Annotated in this window: 9 protein-coding genes; all 9 read right to left on the bottom strand. The window is 60.9% G+C overall.

Going from position 1 to position 12,509, the window contains the following annotated elements:
• Positions 1 to 17: 17 nt before the first annotated feature.
• Positions 18 to 779 carry an MlaA family lipoprotein gene (locus tag AC3WOY_RS16665; RefSeq protein WP_492425720.1) on the bottom strand — a complete coding sequence of 254 codons (762 nt, stop codon included), beginning with the start codon at positions 777 to 779 and terminating at the stop codon, positions 18 to 20.
• 101 nt (positions 780 to 880) lie between these two features.
• Complete coding sequence (mlaD, locus tag AC3WOY_RS16660) at positions 881 to 1,354, bottom strand: outer membrane lipid asymmetry maintenance protein MlaD (protein WP_492425718.1); 474 nt, start codon at positions 1,352 to 1,354, stop codon at positions 881 to 883.
• Positions 1,355 to 1,454: 100 nt separating this feature from the next.
• Complete coding sequence (gene mlaE, locus AC3WOY_RS16655) at positions 1,455 to 2,231, bottom strand: lipid asymmetry maintenance ABC transporter permease subunit MlaE (protein WP_492425716.1); 777 nt, start codon at positions 2,229 to 2,231, stop codon at positions 1,455 to 1,457.
• A complete protein-coding gene (locus AC3WOY_RS16650) occupies positions 2,231 to 3,031 on the bottom strand; it encodes an ABC transporter ATP-binding protein (RefSeq protein WP_492425714.1) in 801 nt (266 codons plus the stop codon). Before AC3WOY_RS16650 ends, mlaE begins: the two co-directional genes overlap by 1 nt.
• Positions 3,032 to 3,172: 141 nt before the next feature.
• Positions 3,173 to 4,636: a glutamate synthase subunit beta gene (locus tag AC3WOY_RS16645; protein ID WP_492425712.1), complete on the bottom strand. Its 1,464-nt coding sequence runs from the start codon at positions 4,634 to 4,636 to the stop codon at positions 3,173 to 3,175.
• Positions 4,637 to 4,700: 64 nt separating this feature from the next.
• Positions 4,701 to 9,380: a glutamate synthase-related protein gene (locus tag AC3WOY_RS16640; RefSeq protein WP_492425710.1), complete on the bottom strand. Its 4,680-nt coding sequence runs from the start codon at positions 9,378 to 9,380 to the stop codon at positions 4,701 to 4,703.
• Positions 9,381 to 9,555: 175 nt separating this feature from the next.
• Positions 9,556 to 10,272, bottom strand: coding sequence for a transposase (locus tag AC3WOY_RS16635; RefSeq protein ID WP_492425708.1), 717 nt, complete (start codon positions 10,270 to 10,272; stop codon positions 9,556 to 9,558).
• 91 nt (positions 10,273 to 10,363) lie between these two features.
• Entirely contained in the window at positions 10,364 to 10,903 is a 540-nt protein-coding gene (locus AC3WOY_RS16630; protein ID WP_492425706.1) for a DUF2726 domain-containing protein, read from the bottom strand.
• A gap of 127 nt (positions 10,904 to 11,030) precedes the next feature.
• The gene (locus AC3WOY_RS16625) at positions 11,031 to 12,494 is read right to left on the bottom strand and encodes an HDOD domain-containing protein (protein ID WP_492425704.1); all 1,464 of its coding nucleotides are present in this window, start codon (positions 12,492 to 12,494) and stop codon (positions 11,031 to 11,033) included.
• Between the last annotated feature and the right edge of the window lie 15 nt (positions 12,495 to 12,509).

The following is a 12,509-nucleotide window of genomic DNA, read 5'->3' as shown; positions in this document are numbered from 1 at the left end:
GCGGCAAAACGGGTCGGCTATTGCTTTGATTCCTTTTCAACAACCTTGTCGCTTGTTGCGCCAGTACCGTTTTGTTCCACTTTGACAACCGCTCCTTGAGCAGGTTCCACATTTGTTGCCATAACACCATTCTCCGCTGCAGCGGCATTGTTGGCAGCGGAATCGCCGCTGGCCTCGCTCGGCCCGACGTCGAACTCGTACGCGCTGCTCGGCGGATCGCCATCGTAGACTTTGCTCTGGCGGCGCTGCAAATAAGCGTCACGCACGAACTCATAGCGGTCAAGCGCAGCCTCTTCGATCAGGTTGGATGCGTCAAGCACGGCAGCGCGCAGATCGACGGCGCGCACGACCGAGCCGATGTTGCGCGTGTGCGCCGGACGGATGTGGTGCCACGGATCGGCCTCGATATCGACCGGCAGGACAGCAACGTCGCGCAACGTAGACGAACCCAGGATCGGGAGCACGACGTAGGGGCCAGACCTGATGCCCCATTTGCCGAGCGTCTGGCCGAAATCTTCCTTGTGCTTCTGCAGCCCCGCTTCCGAGCCGATATCCAGCAAACCGCCGAGCCCGAAGGTGGTGTTGAAGGTAAAGCGCATGACGTCCGACAAGCCGTCCGCCATCTTGCCCTGCAACAGATTATTGACCGCCGTCCAGCCGTCCTCCAGGTTGCCAAAGAAGTTGCCGATTCCGATCTGCACGAAATCGGGCAAGGTCTTGTACATCTGCGCCGCCGGCTTCACTGCGGCCTGATCCACCACGTCATTGAACTGGAACATGGCGCGGTTGAATTTTTCGAACGGGTCCTGGGGATGCGTGGTGGCGCAGCCTGTCAAGGCAAGCGCCGCCGTCAGCATCAAGATTCGTAACGCAGGGCCCATTATTTCTCGCCTTCCTTTCCTTCGGCTGCTTTGCTGTACAAGAATTGACTGATGAGGCTTTCCAGCACCACGGCGGATTGCGTCATCTTGATGCGATCGCCGGCTGCGAGGTTATTCGTATCGCCACCGGCTTCAAGACCAATGTATTGTTCGCCAAGCAGACCGGATGTCAGGATCTTGGCGGACGTGTCCTTGGGGAATTTGTAACCGGTTTCCAGCTCGAGCGTCACGACGGCCTGGTAAGACTTGTCGTCGAACGAGATATTTCCCACGCGGCCAACCACCACGCCCGCACTCTTGACCGGCGCGCGCGGCTTCAGCCCGCCGATATTGTCGAACTTGGTAATGACCGGATACGTTTTCTCGAAGGACAGTGAACTCATGTTCCCCGCCTTCATCGCCAGGAAAAACAGGGCGGCCGCGCCAAGCAGCACGAACAAGCCCACCCATAAGTCTAGAGATTTTCTTTGCATGACCCAATACCCTAAATATAGGATGCGGAACCGCTTTGCGGTGCCGTAAAACGAATAACCTTATTGCGCATGTGTCCTTTCGGCATGTCCTCGCCCTGCTTCAGTTGAACATCAGCGCAGTGAGCAGGAAGTCCAGCCACAACACGGACAGCGACGCGATCACGACTGTGCGCGTTGTCGCCCGTGCGACACCTTCCGGCGTCGGCTGCGCCTCATATCCCTGGAAGAGGGCTGTGAAGGTGACTGCAAATCCGAAAACGATGCTCTTGATGACACCGTTGGCAATGTCCTTCCAGACGTCCACACCTGCCTGCATTTGCGACCAGAACGAGCCTTCGTCGACGCCGATCATCAGGACGCCGACGACGTACCCGCCGAGCACGCCTACCGCGCTGAAAATCGACGCCAGCACCGGCATGGCAATCACGCCCGCCCAGAAACGCGGCGCGATCACGCGCTCCAGCGGATTGACCGCCATCATTTCCATCGCCGCCAATTGCTCGCCGGCCTTCATCAGGCCGATTTCCGCCGTGAGGGAAGTCCCCGCGCGGCCTGCAAACAGCAAGGCGGTGACCACGGGGCCCAGTTCGCGTGTCAGCGACAATGCCACCAGAAGGCCGAGCGCCTCTTCCGAGCCGTAGCGGTTCAGGGTGTAATAGCCTTGCAGGCCGAGCACAAAACCGACGAACAGGCCCGAAACCGCAATGATCACCAGCGAATAGTTGCCGATGAAATGAATCTGGTCGGTCACCAGGCGCGGGCGGCGCAACACCCCGCCGGATGAAGCCAGGATTGCAAAAAAGGCACGCGTCGCAAAACCGACGTTGACGACTGATTCTTGCACCCAGCGTCCAAGGGAAGCGATGGCGCCGATCATTACTGCACCTCCCGGAACAGGTCTTCCTCGAGCGAGCGCCCCGGATAATGGAAAGGCACCGGACCATCCGCTTCCGCGTGCACAAACTGTTTCACGTACGGGTCCTCGGACGCCAGCATCTCTTGCGGCGTGCCATGCGCAACGATTTTCCCTTGCGACAGGAAGTACACGTGGTCCGCGATGAGGAAGGTCTCGTGCACATCGTGCGACACGACGATCGAGGTGGAACCGAGCGCATCGTTCAGGCGGCGGATCAGGTTTGCGGCAACGCCCATCGAAATCGGATCGAGGCCCGCGAACGGCTCGTCGTACATGATGAGTTGCGGATCCAGCGCGATCGCCCGCGCAAGCGCAACGCGGCGCGCCATGCCGCCCGAGATTTCGGACGGTTTCAGATAGGCGGCATTGCGCAAACCAACCGCATGCAATTTCATCAACACCAGGTCGCGGATCAGTTCTTCCGGCAGGCGGGTGTGCTCGCGCAGGGGAAACGCGACGTTCTCGTACACCGTGAGGTCGGTGAACAGCGCGCCATGCTGGAAAAGCATGCCCATGCGGCGGCGCATTTCATACATCAGTTTCGAGTCGCGCGCGTTGACGGTCTGTCCATCAAACCGGATGCTGCCCTTCTGCGCCTCCAGCTGGCCGCCGATCAGGCGCAGGATGGTCGTTTTGCCCGAGCCGGAGCCGCCCATGACCGCCACCACCTTCCCGCGCGGGAAGTCCATCCGGAGACCGGAGAGAATGGAGCGTGTTCCATAGGAAAAATGCAGGTCGTGGATTTCGACGAGGTTAGGCACAACGATTTATTTGACTCAAAAGTTAGATTGTAGTGCAAAACGTTCATCCGGGCCGGAATGTCCGCCCGGAATGCATGTTGAAAAACGACAAAACCCGCCTGACCTTGCGGCCTGGCGGGTTTTCTGCGCAATCGAGAGAAATCAGCGCGGGAGGACCGAGGACCCCATCAGGAATTCGTCCACGGCACGTGCGCACTGGCGGCCTTCGCGGATCGCCCACACCACCAGGGACTGGCCTCGGCGCATGTCGCCCGCAGCGAACACCTTGTCGACCGAGGTCTTGTAGCAGCCTTCTCCGTCAGTGGTTGCCTTGGCGTTGCCCCGTACATCCTTGTCAACGCCGAAGGCATCCAGCACCTGCTGCACCGGCGATACGAAGCCCATGGCCAGCAGGACCAGGTCGGCCTTGAGTTCGAACTCGGAGTTCGGCACTTCGACCATCTTGCCATCCTTCCATTCGACGCGGGCAGCGATCAGCTTCTCGACCTTGCCGTTCTTGCCTTCGAGGCGCTTGGTCGCCACAGCCCAGTCACGCTCGCAGCCTTCCTCATGCGAGGAAGAGGTGCGCAGCTTGGTAGGCCAGTACGGCCAGACCAGCGGCTTGTTTTCCTGCTCCGGCGGCTGCGGCAGCAGTTCGAACTGGACGACAGAAGCCGCGCCATGACGGTTGGAGGTGCCCACGCAGTCGGAACCGGTATCGCCGCCACCGATGACGATGACGTGCTTGCCGGTTGCCATGATCTGGTCCTTCACCTTGTCGCCGGCGTTGACCTTGTTCTGCAGAGGCAGGAATTCCATCGCAAAGTGCACGCCCTTCAGCTCGCGGCCGGGAACCGGCAGGTCGCGCGGCTGCTCGGCGCCGCCGGTGATGATCACCGCGTCGAAATCCTTCTTCAACTGATCGGGGGAAATCGTTTCCTTCGCCCAGTTGTAGACGTTCGGCGTGAAGTCCTTGCCAACGAAGACGCCGGTGCGGAAGGTCACGCCTTCAGCCTTCATCTGCTCGACACGGCGGTCGATGTGCGACTTTTCCATCTTGAAGTCGGGAATGCCGTAGCGCAGCAGGCCGCCGACGCGGTCATTCTTCTCGAACAGGGTCACATCATGGCCGGCGCGCGCAAGCTGCTGCGCCGCTGCCATGCCTGCGGGGCCTGCGCCGACCACGGCAACTTTCTTGCCGGTCTTGGTCGCGGGCACTTGCGGCTTGACCCAGCCGTTTTCCCAGCCCTTGTCGATGATGAAGTGCTCGATCGACTTGATGCCTACCGGGTCGCTGTTGATGCCGAGCGTGCAGGCAGCTTCGCAGGGTGCCGGACAGATGCGGCCGGTGAACTCGGGGAAGTTGTTGGTGGAGTGCAGGTTGTCCAGCGCTTCCTTGTAGTTGCCGTGATAAACGAGGTCATTCCAGTCCGGAATGATGTTGTTGACCGGGCAGCCGTTATTGCAGAAGGGGATGCCGCAGTCCATGCAACGCGCGCCTTGTACCTTGGCGTCGGCGTCGGACAGGTGCATCACGAATTCCTTGTAATGCTTCTTGCGCAGTTGGGGTGCTTCGCTCGCCTCTTGCAGGCGTTGGTATTCCAGAAAGCCGGTTACTTTTCCCATTTTTTACTCACAATCTTGGCAGCAGGGGTCGCTTGCGGGATCCCTGCTGCCTTGGTTTTATCAATTAGGCTGCGATCTTTTCCTTGGACTGCTTCGCTGCATTCAGCTCGCCCAGTGCCCGCTTGTACTCGGTCGGGAACACCTTCACGAACTTGCTGCGTGCATTCGCCCAATCATCCAGCAGGTTACGCGCGCGCGTGCTGCCGGTGTACTTGAAGTGGCGTTCGATCAGCCCCTTCAGGATCGCTTCGTCAGTCTGGCCTTCGCCGCCACGGGTGGTGGCGTGCCAGATGGCCCGATCGATCTTCGCTTCCTGGTCTGCGCTGGCGAGAACCGGATCAAGTGCGACCATCGCCATGTTGCACTTCTTCGCGAAGTCGCCGTCCGGGTCGTACACATAGGCGATACCGCCCGACATGCCTGCCGCAAAGTTGCGGCCGGTGGCGCCGAGAACGACGACAGTGCCGCCGGTCATGTATTCGCAACCGTGGTCGCCCGTGCCTTCTACGACGGTGATCGCGCCGGAGTTGCGCACCGCGAAGCGCTCGCCCGCCACGCCGTTGAAGAAGGCCTCACCGGAAATCGCGCCGTACAGCACGGTGTTGCCGATGATGATGTTGTCGACCGCCCAACCGCGGAACTCGGTGTTCGGACGCACGATGATGCGGCCGCCCGACAAGCCTTTGCCGACGTAGTCGTTGCCCTCGCCAACCAGGTCCAGCGTGATGCCGTGCGCCAGGAACGCGCCGGCCGACTGACCCGCGGTGCCTTGCAGCTGGATGTGGATGGTGTCATCCGGCAGGCCTTCGTGGCCGTACTTCTTCGCGACCTCACCCGACAGCATGGTGCCGACGGTGCGGTTGAGGTTCTTGACCGGGGAGATGAAGGACACCTTCTCGCCCTTGTCCAGTGCCGCCTTCGCCTGTGCAATCAGCTTGTGGTCCAGTGCCTTTTCGAGGCCGTGGTCCTGCTCTTCCACCTGGAAGCGCGGCTCGGAAGCCGGGACTTCGGGCTGGTAGAAGATCTTGCTGAAGTCGAGGCCCTTCGCCTTCCAGTGCGAAATCGCCTTGGACTTGTCGAGCAGGTCGGAGCGGCCGATCAGTTCGTTGAAGGTGCGAATGCCGAGTTGCGCCATGATCTGGCGGACTTCTTCAGCGACGAAGAAGAAGTAGTTCACGACATGTTCCGGCTTGCCGGAGAACTTGGCGCGCAGCACCGGGTCCTGGGTCGCAACGCCGACCGGGCAGGTATTGAGGTGGCACTTGCGCATCATGATGCAGCCTTCGACGACCAGCGGAGCGGTGGCGAAACCGAATTCGTCCGCGCCCAGCATCGCGCCGATGACGACGTCGCGGCCGGTCTTGATCTGGCCGTCGGTCTGCACGCGGATACGGCTGCGCAGACGGTTCAGCACCAGGGTCTGCTGGGTTTCGGCCAGGCCGAGTTCCCACGGCGAACCGGCGTGTTTGATGGAGGACAGCGGCGATGCGCCGGTGCCGCCGTCGTGGCCGGCGATCACGACGTGATCGGCCTTGGCCTTGGCAACGCCCGCGGCAACCGTGCCGACGCCGACTTCGGACACCAGCTTGACCGAGATCGAAGCCTTGGGATTGGCGTTCTTCAGGTCATGGATCAGCTGTGCCAGGTCTTCGATCGAGTAGATGTCGTGGTGCGGCGGCGGGGAGATCAGGCCGACGCCCGGCACGGAGAAACGCAGCTTCGCGATGTACTCGGATACCTTGTGACCCGGCAGCTGGCCGCCTTCGCCCGGCTTCGCGCCCTGCGCCATCTTGATCTGGATCTGGTCGGCGGAGGTCAGATACTCGGTGGTCACACCGAAGCGGCCCGAAGCCACCTGCTTGATCTTGGAACGCAGCGAATCGCCGGCCAACAGCGGCAGGTCGACTTCGACACGGTCCTTGCCGATCACGGATGCGAGCGTCTCGCCCTTCTTGATCGGGATGCCCTTCAGTTCCTGGCGGTAGCGGTTTTCGTCCTCGCCGCCCTCACCGGTGTTCGACTTGCCGCCGATGCGGTTCATCGCGATGGCCAGGGTGGCGTGCGCTTCGGTCGAGATCGAGCCGAGCGACATCGCGCCGGTGGCGAAGCGCTTGACGATTTCCTTCGCCGGTTCGACTTCGTCGATCGGGATCGCCTTGGACGGGTCGATCTTGAATTCGAACAGGCCGCGCAGCGTCATGTGGCGCTTGGACTGGTCGTTGATGATCTGTGCGTACTCTTTGTACGTGTTGAAGTTGTTCGAACGGGTCGAATGCTGCAGCTTGGCGATCGCATCCGGCGTCCACATGTGGTCTTCGCCGCGGACACGGAAGGCGTACTCGCCGCCCGCATCGAGCGCGTTGGCCAGAACCGGGTCCTCGCTGAATGCCAGCTTGTGCAGGCGCAAGGCTTCTTCGGCGATTTCGAACACGCCGATGCCCTCGACGTTGGACGCCGTGCCCTTGAAGTACTTGTCGACCAGCGCCTTGTTCAGGCCGATGGCTTCGAAGATCTGCGCGCCGCAGTAGGACATGTAGGTCGAGATGCCCATCTTGGACATGACCTTCATCAGGCCCTTGCCGATCGCCTTCTGGAAGTTGTAGATCGCCTTTTCAGCGGACAGGTCGCCCGGCAGGCCCTTTGCCATTTCGACCAGCGTGTCCATTGCAAGGTACGGATGGACAGCTTCCGCGCCGTAGCCGGCGAGCAGTGCGAAGTGGTGCGTTTCGCGTGCGGAACCGGTTTCGACGACCAGGCCGGTCGACGTGCGCAGGCCCTTGCTCACGAGGTGCAGGTGAATGGCGGAAGTCGCCAGCAGTGCCGGAATCGCTACCTGGTCCGCATCGAACTTGCGGTCGGAGATGATCAGGATGTTGTGGCCGGACTTGACGGCGTCAACAGCCTTCGCGCACAGCGACGCCAGGCGCGCTTCGATGCCTTCCTTGCCCCAAGCGACCGGATAGCAGATGTTCAGTTCGTACGACTTGAACTTGTTGCCAGTGTGCTTGCTGATGTTGCGCAGCTTCGCCATGTCGGCGTAGTCGAGCACGGGCTGCGACACTTCAAGACGCATCGGCGGGTTGATGTTGTTGGTGTCGAGCAGGTTCGGACGCGGGCCGATGAAGGACACCAGCGACATGACCATCGCTTCGCGGATCGGATCGATCGGCGGGTTGGTCACCTGGGCGAACAACTGCTTGAAGTAGTTGTACAGCGGCTTGTTCTTGTTGGACATGACAGCCAGCGGCGAGTCGTTGCCCATGGAGCCAATGGCTTCCTCGCCACCCGCTGCCATCGGCGCCATCAGGAACTTGATGTCTTCCTGGGTATAGCCGAATACTTGCTGGCGGTCCAGCAGCGGCAGCGCAGACTTCGGCTCTTCCGCTTCCTTCTCGAGTTCGTCGAGCTTGATGCGGACGGAGTCGATCCACTGCTTGTAAGGCTTGGCGTTGGCGTAGGTGTCCTTCAGTTCCTTGTCATCGATGATGCGGCCAGCGTCGAGGTCGATCAGGAACATCTTGCCCGGCTGCAGGCGCCACTTCTTGATGATCTTGGATTCCGGAATCGGCAGCACGCCGGACTCGGAGGCCATGACGACGAGGTCGTCATCGGTCTGGATATAACGTGCCGGACGCAGGCCGTTACGGTCGAGGGTACCGCCAATGTGACGGCCGTCGGTGAAGGCCATGGCGGCGGGGCCGTCCCACGGCTCCATCATCGCGGCGTGGTATTCGTAGAAGGCGCGACGGTTGTCGTCCATCAGCGTGTGGTTTTCCCACGCTTCCGGAATCATCATCATCATTGCTTGCGCAAGCGGGTAGCCGGCCATGAGCAGCAGCTCGAGCGCATTGTCGAAGCAGGCGGTGTCGGACTGGCCTTCATAAATCAGCGGGAACAGCTTCTGCAGGTCGTCGCCCAGCACGGCGGACTTCATCACGCCTTCGCGGGCGCGCATCCAGTTGAAGTTGCCTTTGACGGTGTTGATTTCGCCGTTGTGCGCGATCAGGCGGTACGGGTGGGCCAGCGGCCATTCCGGGAAGGTGTTGGTGGAGAAGCGCTGGTGCACGAGCGCCAGTGCGGATACGCAGCGCGGATCCTGCAGGTCCTTGTAGTACACGCCGACCTGGTCTGCGAGCAGCAGACCCTTGTAAACAATGGTGCGTGCCGACATGGACGGCACGAAGAATTCCTTGCCGTGCAGGAGGTTCAGCGCCTGGATGGCGTGACCGGAGGACTTGCGGATCACGTACAGCTTGCGCTCCAGCGCATCGGTGACCATGATGTCCGGGCCGCGGCCGATGAAAATCTGGCGGATGACCGGCTCTTTGGCGCGGACGGTAGGCGACATCGGCATGTCGAAATCGACCGGCACGTCGCGCCAGCCCAGAACGACCTGGCCTTCAGCCAGGACTGCGCGCTCGATTTCCTGTTCGCATGCGATGCGGGAAGCGTTTTCCTTCGGCAGGAAGACCATGCCGACGCCATATTCGCCAGGCGGCGGGAGGGCAACGCCCTGCTTCGCCATTTCTTCACGATAGTACTGGTCCGGGATCTGGATCAGGATACCGGCACCGTCGCCCATCAGCTTGTCGGCGCCGACCGCACCCCGGTGGTCGAGGTTTTTCAGGATCAGCAGGCCCTGCTCGACGATCGAGTGGCTTTTCTTGCCTTTGATGTGGGCGATGAAACCGACGCCGCAGGCGTCGTGCTCGTTGATGGGATCGTAAAGACCTTGCGCGTGCATAAGCGTTCTCCGCTACTTTGGTGATATCGAGCTAGAAGGATAGTGCAGTGCAATACTTAGTTCAACTTAAATAAATAGGGTCGGAGTTAATTTAATACGCGCACAGTTTTCGTGCATTATTAATTGGGGACAGAGTAAAAAAGGGCGAAAGAGCACGTGCCCAATCATGTGATTCTTAAAGGGAAGAAGCGGGCTTGGCACCGTCCCGCCCCTTGTGGGGCCGCCCACGCTTCCCTGGAGCGACGCGACGGTTAACCTGTTTGGCGAGGGCCTCCTTGAAGCGATCGGACCCAAGCGGCCACCCCTTGAGGGTGGCCTGCGTCAGCGCCTCGGCCTCGCGCTGGCTGATGCCGAGATCCAGCAAGGCCTTGTAGTTTGCCTCCCGGTCAAAGGGGGTGTTACCCAGCGCCCAGAACACCGGATGGTCGGTAATGAGCGGGTCGGGCTTGACGCCGATATGATGGGAAATACTCGACCAGGGATACTCCTCTGCCGAGGAAACCAGTCCGGCGCGGGCCGGGTGCGATTCAATGTACCGGCTGCACAAAAGAAAATATTGCTCGGATTCGATGACCGTTGCACGGTAACGCCCCTGCCACAGCGTACCGCTCCGCCTGTATTTTCCGTTGAAGTAAGGCACGTAATGGCGCCCGACCCACTGCATCATCTTTCCAAGCCCCGCCTCATCTGCGGGCGTTACAAGCAAATGGAGATGGTTAGGCATCAGGACATAGGCATGTATAGCGACCTTGTACTGCCTGGATGCTTCTTTCAGCCAGCCGAGGAAGGCTGTGTAATCATCCGGCTCCCGGAAGACAGCCTGCCTGTCATTCCCGCTCTGGATGATGTGGTGTGGCTGGTTTGGAACGACAAGTCGCGGAAGTCTGGCCATGTTGGTATCGTCAGTGCGCCGGCTCGACCGCCGGCGGCAAGGGCGATTTTATCCTGCGGCACGGCTACCCGCAGAATTGCGAGGTGCCAAATCAGATATGGGCATTGACAGTATTGCGCCACGGGGATTTGCGAAACTCCAGCTCCCCTTCTGGATCCAGATGTTGGCGCGAAGCAGACCTTGCCGACCTGCGATCGAAGATGCTCGCCCGGATCTTGCCTTCGGACGGCAGACGCTTTGCCTGAAAGCGCACTGTCCGGATTCCCGCACTGGCGAAGCAAGCCTCACGCGCCCGCTCGAGCCGGGCCGGGCGGGCGCGGTGCGCCAATTCCACGACGGCCAGCAGGTCCATGTCCTGGTCGAAGACGGCGTACCCTACGCGCTTGCCTCCCAGCGCACTGATCGCACGCTGTCGCACTTTCCCCATGCCGGCCGGTTCGATCAGGGCGGATGCGGCAACCTGCGGACAGACATGACACTCGGGAAGGGCTTGGCACAGCCTGAAATAGAGATCCCTCTCCCTGCCCGTCAGAACGGTCTTTTTTCGATAGCGCGCGGGCTTCACCCGCGTCATTGCAAACCACCCGAGCAAGCCGGCGAGAATGATCGCTACGAAAACAAATGTCTCCATGTTATGTATCCCTTTGTTTTCAAAAGGACAATAACTTTACCATTTGTTAACATTTTTGCAGCAAAAATTTGCAAATCCGGTAACGCCTCACTGGAAGGTTTGCGCTATCGCAAATATCTGGGGGAACTCAAAAGATTTTCCGAGCCCATGCCGGCTCATTCTGGCGGCGCTGTTCAATCATGCGCGTCACCAGCGTCCTGATTTCATTGAGCGGTCCGATCTCGGCCTGTTCAATGCGCGCCGGAGGGGTGCTGTGATCCCAATCCCCATAGATGAAGCCGACCGGATGACGGTTGACCGTCAGCGGCAACACCGTGAAGCTGCGCACCGTCGGCAGGGCTTCCTTCCACCACCGCGGCACCTTGCTGACGAACGCCGGGTCGAGTGCATTTTCGACAAAGATCATCTTGTCGTTGGCAAGCGACGCGTGGAAGACATCCGGCTGGTAAGCATCGCTGAACACAAGGCGCGGAAGCAGTTCCTGACCACCTTCGCCAAGGCACATGTGTGCGGCATAGGTGGAATGCTCCGTGTCGCGCAGAAAGGCGACGACCCGCGTAAAGGCAAGTCCCTGATAGACGGTCTCGAGCGCCATGGACATGAACTGGCTTGCGGTCGCGCTCTGCAGGACGCCGTGCATGTCGGCGACGCCGCGCGTGAGGATGCTCGCCGCGTCGGCGGGCTTGCCGGCAACTGCCGGCTGCGCTGCAGCCCTGCCCCCCGCACGTTTGGCGGGCTTGATCGTCACAATGTCTTCTTCGGCGGCAGTCTGCTGCGCAGTTTCCACGGCCGAGACGAGCTGCGCCGTTTCGAGACCCAGCATGTCGGCATAGCTTCCGGCGAGGCGCGTCAGCGTCGCATGGCCCGCCTCGCCTTCATCGCATAACGCGTCGGCGCAACGAGAGGACAGCGTGGAAACGGCAGCAAGCCAGTCCTTGTGATCCAGAGGCTCGCCGACAGGTTTCGGCGGCATATCCTTGAGGGTATCGACAAGCCCGGCCGGCAGGCCCCATTGCTGGGCAGCCAGGCGGCCGACCTCATCGAGGCCGACACCCAGCACATCGAGCGCGGCCCGGTTTTCGTCCATCCCCTTGCCTGCGGCATCGGACTTGATGCGCAGCCAGTACTCCGTCAGGTAGAACGTGACGAGCATGCGCCCCAGGGAATGCAGCATCGAACAGACAACAGCCTCCTCGACGTCGCGCGAACTCGTCGTCGACACCACCTGACGCGCGATGTGTCCGGCCATCACGGACTTCTCGAGTTCGGCGCGCGCCAACGCGGATTCGCCCGAGGCTGCTGTCAGGCCATCCACCAGCTTCAATCCCAGTGCGAGATGGCCGATGGCTTCTGTGCCCAGGACAATGACGGCCTTGGACACGGTGTTGATTCCCTGCCCGAACACCGAATACATCGCACTGTTGGCAAGCCGCAGAACCTTTTGCGTGAGCGCCGGATCCTGCAGCACCGTCCTGGTCATGTTGAACTCGCGGTCGTCGTCGCCGCGCATGGCGCCGATGATGGCAGTGACGACCTTGGAGAAGCCAGGCAGGTCGCCGCGCTGGCGCACCCGCGCCCAGATGAGTTCCATTGTTTTTTCAGGGGA

It is taken from the genome of Noviherbaspirillum sp. FW303-A3, from assembly GCF_058788695.1.
Note: the sequence above shows the minus strand (reverse complement) of the source record. Positions and strands in the feature narration are given on the sequence as shown.

Coding starts and splice junctions, on each gene's coding strand:
- AC3WOY_RS16665 (WP_492425720.1), bottom strand. CDS start 779: ATGTTCCAGTTCAATGACGTGGTGGATCAGGCCGCAGTGAAGCCGGCG.
- mlaD (WP_492425718.1), bottom strand. CDS start 1,354: ATGCAAAGAAAATCTCTAGACTTATGGGTGGGCTTGTTCGTGCTGCTT.
- mlaE (WP_492425716.1), bottom strand. CDS start 2,231: ATGATCGGCGCCATCGCTTCCCTTGGACGCTGGGTGCAAGAATCAGTC.
- AC3WOY_RS16645 (WP_492425712.1), bottom strand. CDS start 4,636: ATGGGAAAAGTAACCGGCTTTCTGGAATACCAACGCCTGCAAGAGGCG.
- AC3WOY_RS16640 (WP_492425710.1), bottom strand. CDS start 9,380: ATGCACGCGCAAGGTCTTTACGATCCCATCAACGAGCACGACGCCTGC.
- AC3WOY_RS16635 (WP_492425708.1), bottom strand. CDS start 10,272: ATGGCCAGACTTCCGCGACTTGTCGTTCCAAACCAGCCACACCACATC.
- AC3WOY_RS16630 (WP_492425706.1), bottom strand. CDS start 10,903: ATGGAGACATTTGTTTTCGTAGCGATCATTCTCGCCGGCTTGCTCGGG.
- AC3WOY_RS16625 (WP_492425704.1), bottom strand. CDS start 12,494: ATGGAACTCATCTGGGCGCGGGTGCGCCAGCGCGGCGACCTGCCTGGC.